Source organism: Pirellulales bacterium, assembly GCA_035533075.1.
In the GTDB taxonomy this organism is placed as follows: Bacteria; Planctomycetota; Planctomycetia; order Pirellulales; family JAICIG01; genus DASSFG01.
The window spans coordinates 1-22,391 of the sequence record DATLUO010000117.1 but is presented as its reverse complement, the minus strand read 5'-3'; the positions used below and the strand labels follow the sequence as shown (position 1 = coordinate 22,391).

The 22,391-nt window shown below is 64.1% G+C and carries 20 protein-coding genes; 10 read left to right on the top strand and 10 right to left on the bottom strand.

The features are described 5' to 3' along the window. Both VNH11_15010 and VNH11_15005 read right to left on the bottom strand, forming a co-directional pair. On the bottom strand, positions 1–230 hold a 230-nt coding region (locus VNH11_15010; GenBank protein ID HVA47678.1), incomplete at its 3' end, for a hypothetical protein. Between the two features lie 446 nt (positions 231–676). After that, on the bottom strand, positions 677–2,425 hold the full coding sequence (locus VNH11_15005) for a proline--tRNA ligase (GenBank protein HVA47677.1): 1,749 nt from the start codon (positions 2,423–2,425) through the stop codon (positions 677–679). 159 nt (positions 2,426–2,584) lie between these two features. Here VNH11_15005 and VNH11_15000 point away from each other — a divergent pair, with 159 nt between their 5' ends. The 4 genes from VNH11_15000 to VNH11_14985 all read left to right on the top strand — a co-directional run bounded on the left by VNH11_15000 (position 2,585) and on the right by VNH11_14985 (position 6,124). Continuing rightward, on the top strand, positions 2,585–3,421 hold the full coding sequence (locus VNH11_15000) for a hypothetical protein (GenBank protein ID HVA47676.1): 837 nt from the start codon (positions 2,585–2,587) through the stop codon (positions 3,419–3,421). Between the two features lie 405 nt (positions 3,422–3,826). Continuing rightward, positions 3,827–4,216 carry a GntR family transcriptional regulator gene (locus tag VNH11_14995; protein ID HVA47675.1) on the top strand — a complete coding sequence of 130 codons (390 nt, stop codon included), beginning with the start codon at positions 3,827–3,829 and terminating at the stop codon, positions 4,214–4,216. Continuing rightward, a complete protein-coding gene (locus VNH11_14990) occupies positions 4,216–5,325 on the top strand; it encodes an ABC transporter ATP-binding protein (protein ID HVA47674.1) in 1,110 nt (369 codons plus the stop codon). The genes VNH11_14995 and VNH11_14990 overlap by 1 nt, the downstream gene beginning before the upstream one ends. Beyond that, positions 5,231–6,124, top strand: coding sequence for a hypothetical protein (locus VNH11_14985; protein HVA47673.1), 894 nt, complete (start codon positions 5,231–5,233; stop codon positions 6,122–6,124). Before VNH11_14990 ends, VNH11_14985 begins: the two co-directional genes overlap by 95 nt. Before the next feature lie 309 nt (positions 6,125–6,433). On the opposite strand, the gene VNH11_14980 is transcribed toward VNH11_14985, so the two are convergent. Continuing rightward, entirely contained in the window at positions 6,434–6,664 is a 231-nt protein-coding gene (locus VNH11_14980) for a hypothetical protein (GenBank protein HVA47672.1), read from the bottom strand. 227 nt (positions 6,665–6,891) lie between these two features. Between VNH11_14980 and VNH11_14975 the strand changes: the two genes are divergently transcribed. Then, complete coding sequence (locus tag VNH11_14975) at positions 6,892–8,265, top strand: excinuclease ABC subunit UvrC (protein ID HVA47671.1); 1,374 nt, start codon at positions 6,892–6,894, stop codon at positions 8,263–8,265. Between the two features lies 1 nt (position 8,266). On the opposite strand, the gene VNH11_14970 is transcribed toward VNH11_14975, so the two are convergent. Next, entirely contained in the window at positions 8,267–8,704 is a 438-nt protein-coding gene (locus tag VNH11_14970; GenBank protein ID HVA47670.1) for an SEC-C metal-binding domain-containing protein, read from the bottom strand. A 241-nt stretch (positions 8,705–8,945) separates the two neighbouring features. Next, the gene (locus VNH11_14965) at positions 8,946–10,364 is read right to left on the bottom strand and encodes a hypothetical protein (GenBank protein HVA47669.1); all 1,419 of its coding nucleotides are present in this window, start codon (positions 10,362–10,364) and stop codon (positions 8,946–8,948) included. A 536-nt stretch (positions 10,365–10,900) separates the two neighbouring features. On the opposite strand from VNH11_14965, the gene VNH11_14960 reads away from it, so the two are divergent. Then, on the top strand, positions 10,901–11,944 hold the full coding sequence (locus tag VNH11_14960; GenBank protein ID HVA47668.1) for a glutamate cyclase domain-containing protein: 1,044 nt from the start codon (positions 10,901–10,903) through the stop codon (positions 11,942–11,944). 87 nt (positions 11,945–12,031) lie between these two features. Continuing rightward, entirely contained in the window at positions 12,032–14,263 is a 2,232-nt protein-coding gene (locus tag VNH11_14955; GenBank protein ID HVA47667.1) for a diguanylate cyclase, read from the top strand. A gap of 119 nt (positions 14,264–14,382) precedes the next feature. Here the strand turns inward: VNH11_14955 and VNH11_14950 are convergent, their stop codons facing one another. Next, positions 14,383–14,823, bottom strand: a complete 441-nt coding sequence (locus VNH11_14950; protein ID HVA47666.1) for a hypothetical protein — start codon at positions 14,821–14,823, stop codon at positions 14,383–14,385. A 163-nt stretch (positions 14,824–14,986) separates the two neighbouring features. Next, positions 14,987–16,792, bottom strand: a complete 1,806-nt coding sequence (locus VNH11_14945) for a phospho-sugar mutase (protein HVA47665.1) — start codon at positions 16,790–16,792, stop codon at positions 14,987–14,989. Positions 16,793–17,070: 278 nt separating this feature from the next. Between VNH11_14945 and glmM the strand changes: the two genes are divergently transcribed. Continuing rightward, positions 17,071–18,429 carry a phosphoglucosamine mutase gene (glmM, locus tag VNH11_14940; protein ID HVA47664.1) on the top strand — a complete coding sequence of 453 codons (1,359 nt, stop codon included), beginning with the start codon at positions 17,071–17,073 and terminating at the stop codon, positions 18,427–18,429. 20 nt (positions 18,430–18,449) lie between these two features. Here the strand turns inward: glmM and VNH11_14935 are convergent, their stop codons facing one another. The 3 genes from VNH11_14935 to VNH11_14925 all read right to left on the bottom strand — a co-directional run bounded on the left by VNH11_14935 (position 18,450) and on the right by VNH11_14925 (position 20,724). After that, complete coding sequence (locus VNH11_14935; protein ID HVA47663.1) at positions 18,450–19,733, bottom strand: lactate racemase domain-containing protein; 1,284 nt, start codon at positions 19,731–19,733, stop codon at positions 18,450–18,452. A gap of 209 nt (positions 19,734–19,942) precedes the next feature. After that, the gene (locus VNH11_14930; GenBank protein HVA47662.1) at positions 19,943–20,443 is read right to left on the bottom strand and encodes a transcriptional repressor; all 501 of its coding nucleotides are present in this window, start codon (positions 20,441–20,443) and stop codon (positions 19,943–19,945) included. A 38-nt stretch (positions 20,444–20,481) separates the two neighbouring features. Continuing rightward, entirely contained in the window at positions 20,482–20,724 is a 243-nt protein-coding gene (locus tag VNH11_14925) for a class I SAM-dependent methyltransferase (protein ID HVA47661.1), read from the bottom strand. A 490-nt stretch (positions 20,725–21,214) separates the two neighbouring features. Here VNH11_14925 and VNH11_14920 point away from each other — a divergent pair, with 490 nt between their 5' ends. Further along, entirely contained in the window at positions 21,215–21,901 is a 687-nt protein-coding gene (locus VNH11_14920) for a hypothetical protein (protein HVA47660.1), read from the top strand. A gap of 103 nt (positions 21,902–22,004) precedes the next feature. Then, a partial coding sequence (locus VNH11_14915) for a hypothetical protein (protein ID HVA47659.1) occupies positions 22,005–22,391 on the top strand: 387 nt, incomplete at its 3' end.

Here is a 22,391-nt window from a genome sequence, read left to right as displayed (position 1 = left end):
GCGCGGTAGAACGAAAGGAACGACAGAAAGATTACCAGACAGAAAAATGAGCGATGGCGACCGCCAATCCAAAATCCCGAAATCGAAAATCCAAAATCAGCCGCACCCCCCAGATTTACCGTTGCGGCCACGGTTTTGCAGGCTGAATTGGCATTGCCGCAACCTGGGCGGTGCAATGGCTTTAGGGCAAGGATTCTGCCGAGACGATTTTTGTTTTTGACAACGGTCATTGTTTTTCCGCAACGGTAATTCGCCGGCGGCAAGGCGGCCGCACCGCCCGCCGTTCGGCTGCTGAGAACCCATCGCCTGGCGATGATGAGCACGAGGGCGGCGGGTCCGACGCCGGCCCCTTCGTGACGAGTTGGGCAGCGCGACGCTCAAGCGTCGCCGCGGGTCTTTGACAAGTTACTGCGGGCTTAAAAGCTTTTATAAGCGAACGTTGATGCGTTCGCGCGAGGCCGTAAAGGCATGTCGCGATTGGTGTTGCCGCTAGGCCATGACGCTGAATGCTTTTGTTTTTCACAAGTGTTTAGATCGCGACGACCCTCGCTTGGCTCGCCGGAGGGACGGGGAACGCCCGCTCAACTGTCGGAATCCGACAGTTGGCCAATGGTGGGGGTTCCCGCCGCGTTCTCGACCAGCAGTGCGGGTCGGAAATGGCCCTTGTGTCGGGAACCTACTCCTGCTCCGTCGTGGCGTGGGCCAGGTCCCGCTCGGTCTGCACCAGGTCGGCGATGGCCACGACGGCGCCCTCGAGTGGGATCGCTTCCGCTTCCTCTTTCCAGCGCCATTTGATTTCGAGCTGCCCGTCTTTCAAGCTGCGACCGCCGATCACCACGCGCAGGGGAATGCCGATCAGGTCGGCGTCTTTGAACTTCACGCCCGGCCGCTGGTCGCGGTCGTCCATCAGCACCTCGACGCCCGCGTGCGTCAACTCGCTGTAGAGCTGGTTCGCCACGTCGATCACATCCTGCTGCTTGACGTTCAAGGGCACGAGCAGCACCTCGTAAGGCGCCAGCGACATCGGCCAGAGGATGCCGTTGTCGTCGTGCTTGGTCTCGATCAGCGCGGCGACGATGCGGTTCACGCCGATGCCGTAACAGCCCATGATCGCCGGGTGAAGCTGCTCCTTTTCATCCAGGAACCGGGCGGAAAGGGCCTCGGAGTATTTGGTGCCGAGCTTGAACACATGCCCGACTTCGATGGCCTGCCGCAATTCCAGCCGGCCGTCGCAACGCGGGCAGGGGTCGCCGTCGCCCGCGTTGCGCAGGTCGGCGAACTGGCCGATCTCAAAGTCGCGTCCGCGTGCGGCGCCGGTGAAGTGGGCATCGGCCGCGTTGGCGCCGACGACGGCGCTCGTCACGCCGGCCACGTCGTAGTCGGCCCAGATCGGAATCTTCAGACCGACCGGCCCGGCGAAGCCGACGGGTGCGCCGGTGACGCGCTCGATCACCTCCGGAGGGGCCAGTTCAATTTTGGCCGAGCCGAGCGCGCGGCGGAGCTTGCCTTCGTTGGCCTCGTGGTCGCCGCGAATGAGAACCGCCACCGGTTTTTCGTCGGCCGTGTAAATGAGGGTCTTGATCATAAGATCGGGGCGGCAGCCGAGCATCTTGCTGACGGCCTCGATGCTGCCCGCGCGGGGCGTGTCGACTTTGGCCAGCGGGCCGGCGGGAGCGGCGGCGGGCGGCACGTCGCGGCGGCCGATCTCCGCCCGTTCGAGGTTCGCCGCGTAGCCGCAGGCCGAGCAATGCACGACGCTGTCTTCGCCGTTATCGGCCAACACCATGAACTCGTGGCTGGCGTCGCCGCCGATCGGGCCGCTTTCCGCCTCGACGGCCAGGTAGTCGAGACCGCAGCGGTCGAAGATGCGGCAATAGGCGTGATACATTTTTTCATAGCTTTTATTGAGACCTTCGGCCGACGTGTCGAAGCTGTAGGCGTCTTTCATCAAGAACTCGCTGGTCCTGAGCACGCCGAAGCGGGGCCGTTCTTCGTTGCGGAACTTGGTCTGAATCTGATAGAGCGTGAGCGGCAGTTGGCGATAGCTGGACACGTGCCGCGACACCAGGTCGGTGACGACTTCTTCATGCGTCGGACCGAGGGCCAGATGGACCTGGCGGTTCTGCCGCCGCACCTGAAACTGGATGAGCACGTTGCCGAAGGCTTCGACGCGGCCGGTGCGCTGCCAGAGGTTGATGGGGGTGAGAGCCGGCATGAGCAGCTCGACCGCGCCGGCCAGGTCCATCTCTTCGCGCACGATCTGCTCGGCCTTGCGCAATGCCCGCAGGCCCAGGGGTAGATAGGTGTAGGCGCCGGCCATCAACTGGCCGACCAGGCCGGCCCGCAGCATCAGCACGTGGCTGGGGATTTCGGCCCCTTCGGGCGTTTCTTTCATGGTGGGGATCAGCGTCTGGCTCCAACGCACGGCAGTTTCCTCTTGGGCAAGCGTTTGTTCCGGCGGCATTCTAGGAGAACGGCCGCATTTCGGGCAATGGCCGACCTGGCGGCCAAAAATAAACTAGGCTTCCATCAGGCGAGTTCTCGCCCGCCCGCCACATCTTAGTGCCTATTCTGGAGTCGTGCGATGTTGAAACACCTTTCGGTGGCGTACACGGTTTTTGCTCTCACGTTCTTTGCCAACAGCCCGTCGGTCCTCGCTCATGGTGGTGGTGGCGGCGGTCATGGGGGCGGGGGCGGCGGCGGATTTCATGGCGGCGGCGGTGGTGGTGGACCAAAGTTCCACGGCGGCGGACATCCCGGCGGCGGACATGCGGGTGCTGGTCATGCGGGTGCTGGTCATGCGGGCGGCGGTCATACCCCGTCGCACTCGGCGGGCACCCATGCCGGCCATCATGCCGCGGCACACGCCGCGAATGGCGGTAGCGCCACGAAGACTTCCGCCGGCCCGCGCCGGGGCCAGTCGGCGCATTCGCCCGCGCCGCAGCACACCTTGCCGGGGCTCGGACAGCGCTCGACGACGCGCAACACGCAGCAGGCGAGGCACGAGCTGCACCACGATCATGGCAAAATCGGCCATGAAGTCCGCAACATCCACCACGATCGCCAGAACATCTCGAAAGACAAGCAGCAGTTGTCTCAAGACCGCAAAACGGTGCAAAACGATTGGGTGCAAATCCGCAACGACGCCGCCAGTGGAAACACGAGTGCCCTGAAAGGCGATTGGTCGAACCTGAAATCGGCCGAGAGTTCCCTACGAAATGAGCGCGGGCAACTTGGCGCCGCCGAACACAACTTGCGCCACGACGAACACGCTTTGCGCCACGACCAACGCGACCGCCGGCAAGATCGCCGCCAACTCGATCGCGACGTCAAGGGGCAGCGGACGTCGTCTCGATCTGGCAGCTCGAACATGACCGCGGGCAGTCCGACGACAACGACCAAATCCAGCGCGACAAAATAGTTGGCCGGTCGCATGCGGCCCAGGTTGTCGTCATACACAAAATGCCACGGCGGGATGCGGCGCCAGAGTTCGCTGCGGTCGTCAATCGTTGGATCGTCGACGTAGGAGACTTCGGCCATCGAATTGCCCGTGAGGTGAGATTACGCTTCATTATAGATTCCGCAACGTCAGTTGCCAGCCACATGACGGGTTTCCCCGTCCAGGACATGGTTCCCCACTGCTCCGCCGCCGCTACGTGGCTTTCCTCGGGGCGCAACATCGTCCCGTGGATTGGCGCCCACGGCTAAACTCCGTGGCCGCTACGCGGCCGGGATCCCCACCCTACGTGCATTCCAAAAACTCCTCCGGCGTCCCCTTGCCTTTCGCGTGCTGTACTGTTAGTATTAGTACAGTTCGAGAGGCACTATGGAATTTCGCATCGACCCAGCCAGCCGTTTGCCGATCTACCGGCAGCTCGGCAACCAGGTTCGCGAAGCGGTAGCCCGCGGACGCTTGCGCGCCGGCGAGCAGCTTCCCTCGGTGCGCGATCTGTCGCGCACGCTAGTGGTCAATCCCAACACCGTGGCCCGCGTCTATACCGAGCTGGAACGCGAGGGCGTGCTGCACACGCGGCAAGGGCTGGGCGTGTTCATCGCCGAACCGAAGGCCGAGTTGACCAAGCGTGCCCGAACGCAGCGGCTGCAAGAGTTGCTCGACCGCTTTTTGACCGAGGCGGTCTATCTGGGCTTCTCGGCCGACGAAGTCGTGGCGGCCGTGGCGGAACGGGCCGGCCAGTTTCAATGGAGCAACGCCTGATGAGCGACGCCATCTTCACGCAGCGTCTGACCAAATACTATGGCCGCCGGCCGGTGGTCCACTCGCTCGACCTGCGCGTGCCGCGGGGAAGCGTGTACGGCTTTTTGGGCCGCAACGGGGCGGGCAAGAGCACCACCATCAAAATGCTCACCGGCATGGTCCACCCCGATTACGGCAAGGCGTTCGTGCTGGGCGAAGACGTGGCCCAGCTCACGCCCGCCACGCGCTCGCGCATCGCCTATCTGGCCGAGGGGCATCCGCTGTATCGTTGGATGACGGTGGGCGAGATGGCCCGCTTCGCCCGATCGTTTTACCCGACCTGGAACGACGGCCTGTTGGAGCAGATTCTCGATCATTTCGCGCTGCCGCGGCGCGGCAAGATTCGCCGCCTCTCCAACGGGCAACGGGCACAGCTATCGCTGGCCTTGGCCGTGGCGCCCGATCCGGAGCTGTTGATCCTCGACGACCCCACGCTGGGGCTGGACACGGTGGTCCGCCGCGATTTTCTGGAGTCGCTGATTCAGGTGATTCAGCGTCGCGGGCGGACGATCCTGTTCAGCTCGCACATCTTGGGCGACGTGGAGCGCGTGGCCGACCGCATCGGCATTCTGGTCGACGGCGTGTTGCGGGTCGATTGCCCGACCGACGCCTTCAAAGAATCGGTGCGGAAGATCGTGCTGGAGTTCGCTCGCACGCCGCCGGAGTTTCCCGGCTGCGCGGGGCTGGTCAGCCATCGGCAGTCGGGGATGAGCTTGGAACTGGTCGTGGTGGGTTTTGGCGACGAGCAGCGGCAGGTGTGCGAGTCGCTGGAGCCGCGGGCCATCGACGTGTTGGAGCTGAACCTGGAAGACGCCTTTATTGAATACACACGCGGGCCGCGACGTTCGCTGCCCGTCTTTGCCTCGGAGAATCGCGATGTGGAAAGCGCCCCGAGATCAATGGTTTTCGATCGTCGGCCCTTCGTACACGCATTTCGCGCGGCAGTCGTCCAGCTTCCAGCAATCATCGGGCAAGATGAGGTTTTCAGGACCGACCGACCGCCACGAAGGGATCTACCTGGTGAGCGGCGGGCAGGTTTGGCGGGTCGATTTGGCCAGCCGTGCCGCTGAACTTTTCTATCCGTCAACGGACGCGGTGAGCCTCTCTCCGTCGCCGGTTGTTACTCAAGCTCCGGCTGATAAGATTCCGGAAGATTGGAGCGGGGGAACGTATTACGTATTGTCGGGAGCCGGCCTGCTGGTGCGGACGCCCACGGAGGTCATCGGCGTCGATTTTCAGGGCCGGAAGCGCACCGCCTGGCCTATTCCGGAAAAGCTGCGCGGCCGAGATTTCACCTGGTATGAATTGACTGATGGCACCGCTCTGGTCGCGGAGCAGCACACCGACGGGGACGCGTATTGGATGGAGTATCACTGGATCGACGAGGGGGGGAACATCACTCGCGAGGAAGAGGTTCGCTTCGAGCCCCGCCCGCCGGCATCGAAGCAATACTGGATGATCGCGGCCGTCGTGCCGCAAACTTTCTTTATGTCGCTGATGTCGAACGTAGTGCTGCCGAACCAAGCCGTCCAGCGGGGGTTGCAGCCTGACTATGCGGCTGCCTTGGCTCAATCGCTGACCGACGGCTGGACGGCGATGCTGGCGGTATTGCTATTGTCGGCAGTGCTGGCCTGGCTGGCCTATCGGCGGCAGGCACGGTTCGCGTTGCCGGGCGCGGGGGCGTGGGCGGTGTTTGTGTTTTTATTCGGTTTGCCCGGCTGGCTGGCGTATCGCTGGCATCGGCGGTGGCCGGTGCTGGAAGCGTGCGGAGAATGCCGCAAGTCCGCGCCGCGCGATCGCGACACTTGCGCCGCCTGCGGTCACCTTTTCGCCCCGCCGCCGCCGGTGGGAACCGAAATCTTCGCGTGATCGTGTGCCCAGAACAGGGCCAGGCCACGATTCATGCCTCTTCAGCTTTCCTTAATGGAACTGCCTCACGCGTAGAACTTCGACACGGTTCGCGGCCGCGTCGACCCGAAAGGTGACGGCCAAGGGAGCGACGAACATAATTCGGCGGTCGCCCTCTCGCGATTCGCTGCATCCATAGGGACCGCTTTTTCAGCAAATGATCCGCCTTGCCGGTCGCGGCCGTGATTTTCCGCCGCGTCGGCGAATCGGCGCGCAGCCATATCGTGGCCAGTTCATCAGTGGCCGTTTGCTTCCATTCCAGTGCGAAGTTCACAGCCGCTCCAGCCGAGCAAGCACTTCTTCGGTACTGTATCCCGGCTCCTGTTCTCTGCGCTTCCACTCTTCCTCGCTGAGCGGCGGCTCACTGTAACCCGGAGGCGGACTTGCGCTAATGGGCATAAACATCCCAATGAGTTGCCCCGACTCATCGCACAAATCCAGCGGTTGGCTCAGGTTGAGAAGTTTGCTGCGCAATGCTGCATCGACCGTTATTTGTGCCATCGATGGCTCCGTTGTTCGTAGCAATCGCGGCAGGGCTGAAAGGGAGCGGTTCTTCAGCAGCGCCCACCTCGCCCTTGCCGCAATAAGTATTGTAGCACGCTTCCCTGCGAAGTGACACGCCCGACGACCGTGTAGCCGATGGCGCATGCCCGTCTCACCCTGCCTCGATTGCCGACGCCCAGCGGCCTACAATGGGTCGACAGCGGATGGTACGCGACCGAAGCAGCATGTCCGAAGACACTGACCTCCAACAACAGCTTATCGACGCCAGCAGCGACAGCGGGCAAACGCCCGGCTTTCGCCACGCCGCGGCCAAAGTGCGCGAGTTCCCGCAAAAGCCCGGCGTTTATCTGATGAAAGACTCCGCCGGCCGCGTGATCTACGTCGGCAAGGCCAAAAGCCTGCGGGCCCGCGCCGGCAGCTATTTTTTGAAGGCCGCCGCACTCGACCGGCGCACCGCCGAGCTGGTGCGGGAGATCTGCGACATCGACTACATCGAGGCCGAGAGCGAAGTCGACGCCCTGCTGGCCGAGGCCCGGCTGGTCAAAGACGTGCAGCCCAAGTTCAACCAGGAGCTGAAGGACGACAAGACGTTCCCCTATCTCGAAATCTACACCCGCGAAGATTTTCCGCGCGTCGAGTTCACCCGCGAGCCGAGTGAGCGGGGCACGAAGCTCTACGGCCCGTTCGCCAGCGCCAGCGGCCTGCGGGGGGCCATCCAGGTGCTGCAGAAAATCTTCAAGTTTCGCACGTGCGGCCTCGACATCGACGAGGGCGACGAGAAGTGGCGCTGGTTCCGTCCCTGCCTGCTGGCCAGCATCAACCAATGCACCGCGCCCTGCAACTTGCGGATCGGCAAGGAAGAATATCGCCGCGACATCCACCGCCTGCGGATGTTTTTGGAGGGGAAAAAAAGCTCGCTCCTGAAGCAGATGCGCAAAGAGATGGCGGCCGCCGCCAAGGAGCTGCGGTTCGAGCGGGCCGCCCGGCTGCGCGACGAAATCCGCATGCTGGAAACGCTCGACGAGCGCGGCGAGCTCGACACGCACGTCCAGCCCGAAGTGTTTTATATCGACCCCAAAAAGGGCCTGGCCGGGCTGAAGAAGGTGTTGAAGCTGGCCGAGCCGCCGCGGGTGATTGAAGGCGTCGACATTGCCCACTTGGGCGGCGGCGAGACGGTGGCCAGCCTGGTGCAGTTCATCGACGGCCTGCCTTTCAAGCCGGGCTACAAACGCTACAAGATCCGTTCGGTGGCCGGCGTCGACGATTTCGCCAGCATTCACGAGGTGGTGGCGCGGCGCTTTCAGCGGCTCGACGCCGAGCAGGAGGCCTTTCCCGACTTGTTGCTGATCGACGGCGGCAAGGGCCAGCTCAGCGCCGGGCTGGCGGCGTTCGAGTCGCTGGGCATTCAGCCGCCGACGGTGATCTCGCTGGCCAAGCGGGAGGAAGAGATTTACCTGGCCGGCGTCGACGAGCCGTTGCGGCTGAGCCGTCACGCCTACGCGCTGCGGCTATTGCAATACGTCCGCGACGAGGCCCACCGCTTCGCCCAGCACTATCACCACATTCTGCGGCGCAAGTCGACGCTGGGGGAGTCATAGCTCAGCGATTGGCGCCGCAACAAAACTTGTACTTTTTGCCGCTGTTGCAGGGACACGGCGCGTAGCGGTCGATTTTAGCGTGCTTTTGGGCGGGCTGATGAGTCCCTTGGACCGGCATGGCCATGCGCGCCTTCGGCGCGGGGCTGCTGCGCGAAGCGGCCGTGAAACCCCGCTGATGCATTCGCGGGAACATCTCCCCGTGCCGGCGAATCATCGGTTCTATAAGCGAACGCCGAAAGTCGTCAAATTCCTCGTCATCCATGTCGAGACTCGACTGCATATCCGCGATCGCCGCGTCCTGTTGGTCGGCCGGCAACAACGCCAAGTTGTAGCACAGTTGACTAAGCGTTAACGCCTTGCTCAGGTCTTCCTGCGATCCATCGGTCTGATCGAGCAAGGGCTTGGCATAAGCCGCAAATGCCTCTCCGAAGGCGCCCATGTCCAAATCCCTCCATGTGGTTGCACCAACGATTGTCGAACGGCGGCCAGCCAAAGCACGGCCCTCACCACGAGTGGCCGTCGCTGGCCGCGAGGCGTCATTCTATCAGAGCCAAGACGTTACACAAAGCGATTTCTCGACACGGCACCTTGGCGGGCGATTGAAAAAAATGGGCACGGGCCAGATGACTCCGACCCGTGCCCCGGCGCTGGTTCCGCTCTCGCCGCGCTAGGGCGGCGGTTCAGGTTTCGCGGTCGTAACTCGACCGCACGACCTTGGGATTGCGTTTCGTCTGTCCGCGCGGCGGCGTTTCCCTCGAAGAGGTCGGTCCTTCCTCCGTCGCTTCCGGCACACGCAGAGTCGGATCGAGTTCGGGCTTTTTTTCCGCGTCGTCGCCATTGGCCTTGGAGCCTTCCTCGTCGCCGCGCGGCGGGGCCGGCGTCGGCTCTTTCTTGCCGTTGCCCTTTTGATAGGTCGGCGACGAGCGTTCGGGCATCGCCGAACCCGGCACCACGGCCGGCGCCGCATAAACCGGGTTGCCGCAGGGATCGAGCGGCACGCGATACACCACCGTCCGCGGCACGCGATAGGTATAGGTCACTGGCACGCGCTTTTCGACACGCACCGGCACCTGCACCGTTTCTTCGATCTGCTCTTGGCGGCAGACGCGGACCGGGATTTCTTCGACTTGTTCTTCTTGCACGTAGCGGGTCGTGGTGACGGGCACCTTTCGCACGACTTCTTCCGTCACCATCCGGCAGACGCGCACCGGAACTTTGTTCTCGACGTGCTCCACCACCTGCTTGCAAACCGTGAACGGCACGCGCCGCACTTCTTCTTGCCGCACCATGCGGCAGATCTGCACCGGAACTTTGCGCACCATCTGCTCATCCACATAGCGGCAGACCTGCACGGGCACCTTTCGCACTTCGGTGCGCGGCATGAGCGTCGTCTGCGGAACCTGGGCGGTCACGACGTTCGGTATCCACACGCGTTGGGTTTCGACGACGCCCGGCCGCTGCTCCGGCAACCAGAACAGACCGCCGCGTTGATACGCCGACTGACCGGTGAGCGGATCGACCACGCACGTGCCCGACTGCCAACGCAACCGGTTGCGGACCGGACCCGGACGATAAACTTGCTGCTCGGCGAAGCCACCTTGGTCGACTTGCACGGGGCGATAGGTGGTCACCGGATCCATCACGGTGTAGGCTTCCTCGCGCTCGATGGTTTCGGTCACCGGGCGGCGGACCACATAGCGCTCTTCGCGCTCTTCGGTTTCCAACACGGGCCGGTTGACGATGTACCGCTCTTCGCGCTCGGCGGTCTCCAGCACGTTGCGCGTCACGTCGTAGCTGCGGTCTTCAATTCGCTCTTCCCATTCAGGCCGCTGGACGAAGTAGCGCTCTTCGCGCTCGCTGGTTTCGCAGACCGGCTTGAGCACCACACGGCGCTGGGTGCGCATCTCGGTCTCCCAGACCGGGCGATAGCTTGTCACCTTCCGCGCCTCGAGCACGTCTTCATACTCGACGCGGAAGGCATTGACTTGCCTCTCGTCGTAGACCGTGCCGTATTCGAGCCGGTATTCCTGGCACGGCGCCTGCGCCTTGACGGCCGACACCAACGCCAACGAAGCAATCAAAGTAAACAGTGTTTTCATCGCTACGCTTCCTTCCTCGCGCTGGCACCCTCAAGCGTTCCCGCTTTCAGTGCTCCCCCCCTGCGTTCTTACTTAATACGCCGGAGGCGCTTCGGCGGGTTAGCTATGCTAAACAGGCACCGAAGGCCCATTAAGAGAATGTGGCCGACTAAACGCCAAGCTGCAAACGGAAAAGTTTGACATCGGGGCGAAGGCGGCGCGCAAGTCCAAATAGGCCAATGGCTTTGGGCGGGAAAAAATCCCTAAAGATTTCGCCCCAAGCGGGCCGAAACGGCGCGTTTTTGGGGGCTTGACAAGGTCGGAAAAAGGCCAATTTCTACTGCCTTCGGTGGCTGGGGCAGAAGCTGGCCGTGAGCGACTCGGCAATCACCAAAACGCGCCGTCGGCCAGCGATGCCCCGGTGGTGGCGCTACCGGGGCATCGCCGCGGCCGAGCGTCAAATGGGGAAATGGCCGAGCGCGCGGCTCTGCCCCAGCCACCGCCATTCGTCTCAACGACCGCCGAGCGCAGTATAGTAAACGGTCGTTTCATCACTTTTGCCTGACATCACTGTGCCGATCGACTTCGACGAACTGGAAGCGTTGATCCGCCACGATCCGCGCGGGCGCGGCGTGGCCAGCTATCGCCGCGACGGCAAGTGGTTGCAGTCGGGCAGTCTCGGGGCCGCGGCCCGCCATCTGGCCGAGCGCGCCTCGACCGTCGGCATCGTCACGGGCTTTTGCGTCGCCGACCTCCCCGTTCCCGTGGCCGAAACCGACGGTCCGCCCGGCGCGCTCTATCTGGCACGCGCGCTGGAGGCGTTGGGCAGCGAGTTGGTCTTCATCACCGACCGCTATGCGCGGCCGCTCTTGGAGATCGGTTGCCGGCTATGGCGACTCAACGCCCGGCTGCTCGAGGCGCCGGTGGACCGCGCGCAGGCCGGACCTTGGATCGAGCAGTTCCTGGCCTCGCCGATCGCGGCACGCTTGACCCATCTGATTGCCATCGAGCGTGTCGGTCCGAGTCACACGCTCGAATCGCTCTCTGCGCAGCCGCGCGGCGCCGCACCGCCGCTCGACCGCTTCGCCGCGGAAGTGCCGGTGGAAGCTCGTGACCGCTGCCACAACATGCGCGGCGTTGTCATCGACAGCCACACCGCGCCGCTGGACCGCTTGTTCGAGGCGTTCCGTTCCGGCGAGCATCGTGTCACGACCGTTGCCATCGGCGACGGCGGCAACGAGATTGGCATGGGCAGCCTTGCCTGGGAGCAATTGCGCGCCGCCTTGAGCGATGCGCACGCGGGACGCATCATCTGCCGCATCGCAGCCGACTTTTTGATCTTGGCCGGTGTGAGCAACTGGGGCGCCTACGCGCTGGCGTGCGCCGTGGCCGCATTGCGCGGCCGAAGCGATTTGATTGCCGATTGGTGCGGCCTGCGGCAGCGAGCGCTGATCGAGTCGCTGGTCTCGGAGGGCGGTGCCGTCGACGGCGCCACTCGTTGCCAGGCGGCGACGGTCGACGGCCTGCCGCTCGACGACTATCTCGCGATGTTGGAAAGCATCAGGGAGGTTTGCACCGGCCGCTCCCCTCGGAAGCTGTAAAACCCTTGTTTGCCCGGCCCCCGCTTATGACCTAGTCTTTAGCAACCATTGCCTTGGTCGTTGCGTTGTTGCCGGAAAGCACCTTAAATGGCCCAATCGCCTTTGTCGAACGAACCACTGACGGGGTCGGCATTTGCGCCGTCGGCCGTGCCGATGGTATCGCGCCCGAACGGCCCGCAGGCGGCCAATAGCGGCATTCGGCAACTCAACTCCCTGCTCAACCAACTCGAAGACGAGAGCCGTGGCGACACCGCACACTCGGACCAGGCCCGCGAGTGGCCGGTGGAAAACCGCCTCATCGAGGCCCGTCTGGGGATCGCCAGCAGCCTCTATCGGGCGCTGCGCTGGAAACACGAGCCGACCGCCCGGCATTGCCTGCGCGTCACGCTGGGCTGCTCGTCGTGGTCGATCGAACTTGGGCTTTCGGCCGAAGAGCGCGACCGGATCGAGCTGGCGGCCCTGCTGCACGACATCGGCAAGATCGGCGTGCCCGACAACATTATCACCAAGCCCGGCCCGCTGACGCCGCAAGATGCGGCCGTCATGGACGCCCATTGGCCGATGGGTCAGGAAATCCTGCGAAGCAGTTGCGCCTCGCCGGGCGTGCTCGACATCGTGGCCGCGGCGGCAAGCTGGTTCGACGGCAGCAAGTCGCACGTCGAACGGCCGAACGCCGAACTGCCGCTGGGCGGACGAATGCTGGCCATCGTCGACGCCTTCGACGCCATGATGACCGACCATGTCTACCGGCGGGCCTTCTCGCGCGAACGAGCGTTCAACGAGCTGTACCGCTGCGCCGGCACGCAGTTCGACCCGGAGCTCGTAAAGCTGTTTACCGAATCGCGCGACTTCGACCACGTGAAACTGCGCGAGACGGTGGCACGGCGCTGGCTGCACGAACTCGAGCCCGAAACGGCCAACCGCCAATGGCGACACAACGAGACATCGCTGCCGGAGGCCGCCCCACAGCCTGTGCCGCTGTTCCAGCAGCGGTTGCTGGCCAGTATGTACGACGCGGTGATCTTCATCGACGGCACAGCCAAGATCATCGAATGGAACCGCGGGGCCGAGCGGCTGACCGGCATCAGCGGGGCCAGCGTCTATCAACGCGCCTGGCTGCCCAGCGTCGTCGAGCTGACCGACGAGCAGGGCGTACGCTTCGAAGACGAGAATTGCCCCGTGACCTACGCTCTGCGGACCGGAGTGCAATGGCTGCGCCGGCTGAGGGTCCGCGGCCGCGGCAACCGCGAGCTGGCGGTCGATGCTCACGCGATTCCCGTGGTCTGCGCCGACGGCATCACGCGCGGGCTGGTGCTGGTGTTGCACGACGTTTCGTCGGAGATTTCGCTGGAGGCGCGGTGCGAGAACCTCAAGGAGAAGGCGGCCCAAGATCCGCTTACGCAACTGGCCAACCGTGCCGAGTTCGACCGCGTCCACACCCGCTTCGTGGCCGCCCACGTCGAGACGCATTTGCCGTGCAGCCTGATCATCAGCGACATCGACCGCTTCAAGCTGGTGAACGACACGTTCGGGCACCCGGCCGGCGACGAAGTGATTCAGTGTTTTGCCCGGCTGCTGAAAAGCTCCAGCCGTCCGGGCGACCTGGTGGCGCGATATGGCGGCGAGGAGTTCGTGCTGTTGTGCGCCGACTGCGACAACGCGGCGGCGGTGCGCCGGGCGGAAGAGCTGCGCAAAGCGTTCGGCCGCATCGCTCAGCCGGCGCTGGGCGGGCGGCGGGTAACCGCCAGTTTCGGCGTGACGGAGATTCAGCCGGGCGACACGCCGGAGACCATGCTTCGCCGCGCCGACCGGGCCCTGCTCGACGCCAAGGAGAACGGCCGCAACCGTGTGGTGCAGCTTGGCAGCGGCGGCGACCGAGGCGAGGGTGCCGGCGACGAGAACCTGGCGACGCCGGTCTCCGCCGGCAACCTACTGGCCGAACGCACGCTGATCAGCGAGGCGCCGCTGCCGGTGTGCATCGAAAAGCTGCGCGGATTTGTGGCCGATCAGCACGGCGTCATCGAATCGACGAAAGGCAATTCGATTCGTGTTCGCGTGGGGGACGCGCCAAGTTCGTTTTTCCGCCGCATCACCGACCGGCCCGTACTGTTGGTCATGCAGATCGAGTTCGAGGACGTGGAAGCCCAGCGGCACCAGCCCGCCCACGAGCGCCGCTACGGCAACGCGCGCACCCGCATCCAGCTCACCATCGCGCCGAAGAAAGACCGCGACCGCCGGCGGATCCAGTTGCAAGAGCGGGCCCGGCAGCTTCTGGTCAGCTTGCGGTCGTATCTGATGGCCGCCGAGTGGGAGGCGTGAGATTTGAAATTTGAAATTCGCAATTTGCAATTTGCAATAGTCGGCTGGGGCTCCTCTCCAGGCCCAGCCCCGCGCACTATTTCAAATTGCGAATTTCAAATTGCAAATTGCAAATTCTCTCACCCGCGCAAGCGCATGAAGTACCGCTGCACCTCGCCCATGCAGCATTCGCCGCTGGGCGACAGAGCGGTGCAACGGGCCTCGGCCGACTTGGTGCGGGCCAGCAGCTCTTTGACGCGCCGCGTGCTTTGCTCGCGCACGTCGGCCTCGATCTCTTCGCAAGTAAAGCCGAAGCACGGGCAGATCGGGGCGGTCGGATCCTTGGGCCAGGCCGGGTGCAGCAAGCTGTCGCTTGGCACCCAGCGATCGAACTGGTCGAAATAACCGACTTCGCACCGCGGAAAGGGGCAATAACAGGCCGACTCCGGCAGGTTGCGTCGGTCGTCGGGCGAAAGCTGCGCCGTCAGCGTCTCGCCGCCAACCGCGATGCCCAGCGAGCCGCACCGCGGACAATGGGCGGTGCCCGTGTCGTCCGGTTCGCGGACAAAAGCTTTGTTCATGGCGTCGTTTTGTAGAACTTCGTAAGGTGGGACCAGCGAGCTTGCTAGCGCCGGCCCACCATCGTCAGGCGTCAGGCATCAGATTGTTTGTCCTGACGCCTGACGCCTGAAACCTGACGCCTCAAATCGGTGGGCCGGCGCTCGCAAGCTCGCTGGTCCCACCTTACGTCAAGTCCGCAAGGCGAAACAACTCCGCTTCGAGCTTCGCGAGCCGCTCGGCAAGCTGCGTTTTCGTCTCGCTCAGGTCGGCCAACTGCTCAGGCGGCTCGTAGGCGAACAAATAGAACTTCACCTTCGGCTCGGTGCCCGAAGGTCGCACGGCCACGTAGTTGCCGTCGGCTGCCAGATCGAAAACGACCATGTCGCCCTGGGGCCCTTCCAGAGGCTGGCGGCCCGCCGAGCTGATCAGCACCTGTCGCTCGTAGTCGCGCATCTGGCGGACCTTCATCCCGGCCAGCATTTTCGGCGGCGATGAGCGAAAGCCCTCCATCAGCTTGCGCATCCGCGTCATCCCTTCGCTGCCGGGCATCGTCTTCGACACCGTCCGCTCGGCATGGCACCCATGTTGCCAGTAGAGCGAATCGAGCTTTTCATAAAGCGTTTGGCCTGCCGCCTTGGCACGGGCGGCAAACTCGGAGAGCATCAGCGCGCCTGCCGCGGCGTCTTTGTCGCGCGCGTAAGTGCCCGCCAGAAAGCCGTGCGATTCTTCGCAGCCGAGCAAGAACCGCCGCGGGCCGACCTCGTCCATCAATCCGCCGATCCACTTGAAGCCGACCTGCAGGTCGCCGTAAGTCGTCACGCCATAGGAATCGCCGATGCGGCGGATCAACTCCGTGGTTACGAGCGTCTTCACCAGGTAGTCTTTCGGCGACAAGTTGCCCGCATACTTGCGGCCTTCGAGCACGTGCTCGGCCAGCAAGGCGCCGATCTGGTTGCCGGTGAAGACGTACCAATCGTCGCAGCCCGGCTTGCGCGGCGCCGCGCAGCCGAGACGGTCGGCGTCAGGGTCGGTCGAGAGCACCAAGTCGGCGTGGGTTTGGCGTGCCCGGTCGATCAGCGTGTCGAAGGTGCGCGGGTTTTCGGGGTTGGCCACATGATCGGGCACGTTGGGGAAATCGCCGTCGGGCGTGGCGTGCGGGCCGAACAACTCGACCTCCGTGAAACCGGCCGACTGCAACACCGGCAGCACGCTGGTGGTTCCCACTCCGTGCATCGGCGAGTAGAGGATCTTGAGCGCCCGCGGACCGGACAGGCTCAGCAGCCGCACCTGACTGCGATACTCGGCGTCGACCTCTTCCTGGCAATACTCGATGCGGCCATCGGCCAGCGCCTCGGCAAATGGCACGCGGGCGATGTCTTGCGCGGCCATGACCCGCTCGATGACGCCCCGATCGTGCGGGGGCAAGAGCTGGCCGCCGGTCGACCAATAAGCCTTCACGGCGTTGTCGCTGGGCGGATTGTGGCTGGCGGTCACCATCAGGCCGCAAGAACATTTTTTGTGACGCACCGCGAACGACAGCTCGGGCGTGCTGCGGAAGCCGTCGAGGAACCAGACCTTGAATCCGTTGGCGGCCATCACCTCGCCGCACAGCTCGGCGAAGTGCCGCGACCGGTGTCGCGTATCATAAGCGATGGCACATGACGGGGCCGTTTGGCCGGCGGCAGACTTCACATAGTCGGCCAGGCCCTGAGCGCTTTCGCCGATGGTGCGGTCGTTGATGGCATTGGACCCGACCGGGTACATTTTCCCTCGGCGTCCGCCCGTGCCGAAAGGGATGACGGTCCAGAAAACATCGTCGAGCTGCTGCCACTTTGCGGCCCGAATATGGTCCGCAACCTGGGCCGCGTAATCGCGGTAGCGAGGCTGGGTGAGCCAGATGCGGATATTATCGGCGGCGGTGGTGGAGAGCTGTCGCCGTTGGACGGCCTGGGCAATCTGTTCCAACTCCGTTTGGTATTCATTCGGCATGGTGGTAATGTGGCTGGGCTTAGGGGTTGGTGAGCAGGTTTATTGTGCCGCTCTGAGCGTTGCGAGGAAAGAGGCCGGCAATTGGGTTCAGGGTTCAGGGTTCAGATGAGGGATGAGGGATGAGACGATTTTGGATTTTGGATTTTGGATTGAGGTCTTGGGTCTTTCTGCTCCACGCCTGGCTTCCAATTGCCAGTTTGCAATTTGCAATTTGCAATTTGCAATTTGCAATTTGCAATTTGCAATTTCCGCTGAACCCCGAACCCTGAGCCCCTCCCGTGCCCGAACCCATCATCAGCGTTTCCGGACTGCGGGGCGTCGTTGGCGAAAGCCTCACGCCGCTGGTCGCTTTGCGCTACGCGGCCGCATTCGCCGAATTGCTGCCGCCCGGACCCATCGTGATCAGTTGCGACGGCCGGGCGACGGGACCGCTCTTGGCCGATGTGCTCCGCGGCGGATTGGCCGCGGCCGGCCGCGACGTGCTCGATGCCGGCATCGCGGCCACACCGACGACCGGCGTGCTCGTGCGCCAGTTCGCCGCGGCCGGAGGCATCCAGATTTCGGCCAGTCACAACCCGCCGCAGTACAATGGCCTGAAGCTGTTTTCCGGCGAGGGACGCGTGCTTCCGGCGGCGATCGGCGCGCAGGTCATGGCCCGCTACCGCGTCGGCGAACCACGATGGGCCGCGCATCAACACATTGGCCACAGGTCGGTTTGCGACGACACGACGGGCCGGCATTTGGAGCTGGTGCTGTCCACCATCGAGGTTGATCGCGTGCGGCGGCGGCGGTTCAAGGTGCTGCTCGACGGCAATCACGGTTCCGGCAGCTTGCTTGGGCGCCGGCTGCTCGACGCGCTCGGCTGTCAGGTGACGCTGTTGGGCGGCGAGCCGGACGGCCGGTTCGAACATCCGCCGGAACCGATCGCGGAGAATCTGGCAGGCGTGTTGGCCCAGGTTGTCGAGGCGGGTGCCGACGTCGGGTTTTGCCAGGATCCCGATGCCGACCGTCTGGCCGTGATCGACGAAGCGGGCAGTTATCTCGGCGAAGAATACACGCTGGCATTGTGTGCGTCGAACGTGCTCGGTACGCGGTTGGGGGCGGTGGTCACGAATTGCTCCACCAGCCGCATGACGGAAGACGTGGCGCGGCGGTCCGGCGTGCCGTTTTTTCGCTCGGCCGTCGGAGAGGCGAACGTGGTCGACGCGATGTTGGCCCAGGGTGCGGTGTTCGGCGGGGAAGGGAACGGCGGCGTGATCGATCCGCGCGTGGGCTACGTGCGCGACAGTTTCGTGGCCATGGCCCTCGTGCTTGATTGGATGGCCGGGCGCGACCTACCCATCAGCCGCCTGGCCGACGAGCTGCCGCGGTATGAAATCGTGAAGACGAAGATCAGCCAGCCAGCGTCGGACGTGGCAGCCGGCCTGCGTCGCCTGGAAGCCCATTTCCGCGACGCGCAAGCCGACCGTCTCGACGGTCTGCGGCTCGACTGGCCGGGCAAGTGGCTGTTGGTGCGCGCGAGCAACACCGAGCCGATCGTGCGCGCCATTGCCGAGGCGCCCACGGTGGCCGAAGCCCAGCGCCTCTGCGACGAAGCCGCCGAGGTGCTGGCGGCCCAGGCCGAAAAACGGCCGTAGAATTCTCCGGCGCGGCGGCGTCACCGGTGGCCAGACAGCGGCTCGAGCAGGTGCGGAAGATTGCCCGCCGAGTCGAACGGCAAGTCGCGCAGCTCGCTCAACACTTGCAGATCGCCGCGCTCGCGGGCCTCCGGCCAATAGGCCTGCGAACACTCCACTTCAGCCAAGTCGAGCGTGTTGCGGATCCAGAGAATCTTGGCGTCCATCGGCCCGGTCAGCCCGATCGTCGGCAGCGCCGCGTCGAGAATCTCGCGGTCGGTGTCGAGGTTCACCGGCATCATCGTGCCCGCCACGTTGCCGCTGGTCAGACAGTTGATCCGCGTCTTGACGTGGTCGATCTGGTTCATGGCCCGCGTCGTGCAAAACTCGACCAGGCCGATGCCCGCCGCGTTGCCGTGCGTCTCTTCCGTCAGGCCGCGGACCACAATCCGCTTGACCTTGGGATATTCGTCGGGCGCGGCGCGGTGAAACTGAAACTTGCGGCCGACCACGTTGGTGTCGACGCCCGCGCCGCTGATGTTCTTGCCAAGCTGGTCGATGAACAGGATATCGACCAGCGAAAACGGCAGCCTGGGCATCCATTGCCGGGCCTGCTTGAGCAGCTCGCGCTCACGGGCTTCGAGTTCGTCGGCGGTGACGGCCGCGATCTTGGCCGTCTGGTCGTAGCCGTTTTCGAGAATCGCCAGCCCGCCCACGATGCGGCAGCGTTCGAGCACGCGGCCGGCCACGCTCCGCACGATCTGCGGAAAGCTGTAATCGAGAATGGCCCGGTGATAAACCTTGGCGCCCTCGTGCTTGCCCAGGCCGATGAGCATCATCTTCATCAGCCCGCTCTCCACGTCGCCCACGAAGTCGGTGTGCGGCTTCACGCGGCCCACCACCAGCACGTGGTCGGCCTGCGAGGCGTGCTTGTCGAAGTGGACCGGAAAGCCCTCCGCCGTCTGGCAGACGACGATCGTCTCCATGCTCGACTTGATCGGGCAACCGCAAAACTCCTCGGTGATGCCGTAGCCTTCGACGATGGCCCGCTGACCCTCGGCCGTGCCGCCGCCATGGCTGCCCATCGCCGGCACGATGAACGGCCTGGCGGAAAGGCCCTGAAAGAACTGGGCCGCGGCCTTGATGATCAGATGAATGTTGGCGATGCCGCGGCTGCCGGCCGTGATGGCCACCGTCTGGCCGGGCTTGACCTTGTGTTCCAGGCCGATCCGGCCCAGTTCGGCGCGGACCGCCGCCGGAACGTCGTCGATGCGCGGGGCCTCGAAAATCTGGCGGACGCGAAAGAATTTGGGATAGCTTGACATGCGGTTCTCCGGGGCGCAAATCGTAATCTTTGATTTTAGTTGCTGTTAGATCGAGCGTCTACGGGCAGGAGGTAGGGTGGGACCAGCGAGCTTGCGAGCGCCGGCCCACCATCAACGACGTCGATATCGGTGGGCCGGCGCTCGCAAGCTCGCTGGTCCCACCCTACGATGCTTTTTGCCCCATCGCTCAATTCACGACTGACAAAGCACTAGATCAGATCCAGCGGCCGGGTGCGGCGCTTCAGCCGGTTGCACTCCGCGCAGATGCCGTTGACGATCAACTGGTGGCCCAGAACGCGGAACTGGTGCTCGCGGGCAACCGCGTCGCGAAGCTGCTTGATTTCGTCGCTGCGGAACTCGATCAGCTTTCCGCAGCGTTCGCAGTGCAAGTGATCGTGCTGTGGGTAGCCGTAATCGTGCTCGTAGACTTTGCGGCCTTTGAGGTCCATTTCTCGCAGCAGGCCCGCCTCGACCAACTCGCCGAGCGTGCGGTAGACGGTCGCCCGGCTCACCGCCCGGCCGGCGTCCACTTCGCGCAATTGGGCCAACAACTCGTCGGCGTCGAAATGCCGATGGCGGCTGAAGACCTGCTCGACAATGGTCCGGCGTTGCGGTGAGCGGCGTTTGCCCCGGCTTTGCACGAACTCTTCGAACCGCTCCAGCGGCGAGAGCGCGACTTCAACCGTGCCTAGCGAGAAATCGTGCGACATGAATCAGCGGCGCTTGGGGAGGAGCGAACCGTTCCATTTTAGGCCGGCATGGAGGCGAAGCAACCCCCAACGCGATCCTGCGGCACGCGCTGCATCGCCTCGGTGGTCGGGTTGCAGTCGTGCAAGACGATCGTGCCGTTTGCGGTCAGCACTTCCAACGAGTTGGTCACGTCGCGATAGACTTGCTCGTGCTCGAGCCAGCCGTCGATAAACACCAAGTCGAAAAAGCCGGGCGCGTGAAACGCGCCGAAGAAATCGTCGGACCTGCCGCAAAAAATCATCGTGCCAGGCAGCCGCCATCATTATAGAGAGCCGAGTACGGGCGACGCCGCGCCAGCGGCGCCGGCACAATGCCCGCAGACCGCCCATTGTCAAAGTGCATTTCGGCGCCGGTTGCCGCGTGAAGAATCTCACCGGCAATTTCGTTGACATCACCGCGCCAAAGGTGTAACGTCACCTCTTGGAGCAGGCGCTGTCATTTCGCTCCGGCCTGTTCCGTGTCCCGTCTGCGTTTTTCTACGTCGTTGGAAGGAGTCGGGCATGAGGCTGCCTGCGTGCCGTTGGCGTCGAGTGGGAAGCTCGAACGGCGATGAGCTTACGTGTGTGCATCCGCGCGTTCACTGCCGAGGTGGCCGCGTCACCGCCGGGATCTGCGGAGACTGCGCGTGCCGCGAAGAGCAAACGGAGGATGGCCTTCCCAGGCCGTCCAGTGCGGACGCAGCCGCGGCTGACCCGCTTTCAGCCGGGCCGCACGCTGGCGAAGCTCGCGCCATGACCTGGTGCGTGGGCATGACGACCGCCCCGCGGGCGCGGCCCACGCTCGAACGGTCGCTTTCGTCGTTGATCGCCGCGGGTTGGAATCAGCCGCGACTGTTCGCCGAGCCGCATACCTCCGTGCCGGCGAACTTGAGCGAACTTGCCGTCACTTGGCGCGACCGCAAGCTGGGCGCGTTTCCGAATTGGTATCTTGGCCTGAGCGAGCTCTTCTTGCGCGAACCGCTGGCGGATGCGTACCTGATGTGCCAGGACGACGCGATCTTCGCCGAAGGCGCGCGCGATTATCTCGAACAAGATCTTTGGCCGGCGGCGGACGTCGGCGTGGTCTCGATCTACACGCCGACGCACTGGAGCAGGGGCGCGCCGCGCGGCTTTCACGTCGAGACGCACGGCTGGGCGAGCTGGGGCGCGCTGGCCTATGTCTTCCCGAACAAATCGCTGCGCGCACTGCTGGCGCACCCGCTGTTGATCGAACACCGCCGTCTGGGGCCGGGCGACGGTCTTCGGAACATCGACTCGGTGGTGGGCGCGTGGTGCCAGGCGGCGGAGCTGCCGTATTTCGTTCACGTGCCCAGCCTGGTGCAGCATATTGGCGAAACCTCGACGATCTGGACCACCGCGGGCGCCACCGGTTGCCGCCGCGCCTCCGACTTCGTCACGACGATTAAAGAGGAAACGTAGGGTGGGACCAGCGAGCTTGCGAGCGCCGGCCCACCATGATGCGGTCACAGGGACGCGGTGAAATCCAAAATCGAAAATCCAAAATCGAAAATGGAGAGCGGTCATGGCGGGCGACGAACTGGTTCAAGGCGGCGGTGCGGAAATCCACAAGACCAGCAAGACTTCGACGGAGTATCGCAAAACCGAAAACGAAACACACGAGGTCGAGCGCGGCGGCGACTACGAAAAAAGCGTCGTCTCCAGTGAGACGCACGAAATCTCCCTCAAACGCAGCGAAACCGTCGAAACCCGCCGCGGCGTCGGTCGGGCTTTCCAGCGCGGCGAGCTGCCGGCGGATTGGCCCGCGGCGCTTCCCGACCAGCTCCGCCTCTCCATCTCCGGCGTGCGGCCGGAAACCTGCCAGGACGCCGCCCGCTTCGACGGCGATTACATTCTCGACCTCGTCGACCGCGACGCTGCCGTCAGCCGCTGGGAGGTCCAGTTCGACCCT

Excerpts from the sequence above, each read along its gene's own strand:
- VNH11_14985 (HVA47673.1), top strand. The coding sequence starts at position 5,231 with ATGAGGTTTTCAGGACCGACCGACCGCCACGAAGGGATCTACCTGGTG.
- VNH11_14935 (HVA47663.1), bottom strand. The coding sequence starts at position 19,733 with ATGTCAAGCTATCCCAAATTCTTTCGCGTCCGCCAGATTTTCGAGGCC.
- VNH11_14970 (HVA47670.1), bottom strand. The coding sequence starts at position 8,704 with ATGGGCGCCTTCGGAGAGGCATTTGCGGCTTATGCCAAGCCCTTGCTC.
- VNH11_14925 (HVA47661.1), bottom strand. The coding sequence starts at position 20,724 with ATGATTTTTTGCGGCAGGTCCGACGATTTCTTCGGCGCGTTTCACGCG.
- VNH11_14980 (HVA47672.1), bottom strand. The coding sequence starts at position 6,664 with ATGGCACAAATAACGGTCGATGCAGCATTGCGCAGCAAACTTCTCAAC.
- VNH11_14975 (HVA47671.1), top strand. The coding sequence starts at position 6,892 with ATGTCCGAAGACACTGACCTCCAACAACAGCTTATCGACGCCAGCAGC.
- VNH11_14930 (HVA47662.1), bottom strand. The coding sequence starts at position 20,443 with ATGTCGCACGATTTCTCGCTAGGCACGGTTGAAGTCGCGCTCTCGCCG.
- VNH11_14990 (HVA47674.1), top strand. The coding sequence starts at position 4,216 with ATGAGCGACGCCATCTTCACGCAGCGTCTGACCAAATACTATGGCCGC.
- VNH11_14945 (HVA47665.1), bottom strand. The coding sequence starts at position 16,792 with ATGCCGAATGAATACCAAACGGAGTTGGAACAGATTGCCCAGGCCGTC.
- VNH11_14955 (HVA47667.1), top strand. The coding sequence starts at position 12,032 with ATGGCCCAATCGCCTTTGTCGAACGAACCACTGACGGGGTCGGCATTT.
- VNH11_14950 (HVA47666.1), bottom strand. The coding sequence starts at position 14,823 with ATGAACAAAGCTTTTGTCCGCGAACCGGACGACACGGGCACCGCCCAT.
- VNH11_14995 (HVA47675.1), top strand. The coding sequence starts at position 3,827 with ATGGAATTTCGCATCGACCCAGCCAGCCGTTTGCCGATCTACCGGCAG.
- VNH11_14965 (HVA47669.1), bottom strand. The coding sequence starts at position 10,364 with ATGAAAACACTGTTTACTTTGATTGCTTCGTTGGCGTTGGTGTCGGCC.
- VNH11_14920 (HVA47660.1), top strand. The coding sequence starts at position 21,215 with ATGACCTGGTGCGTGGGCATGACGACCGCCCCGCGGGCGCGGCCCACG.
- VNH11_15000 (HVA47676.1), top strand. The coding sequence starts at position 2,585 with ATGTTGAAACACCTTTCGGTGGCGTACACGGTTTTTGCTCTCACGTTC.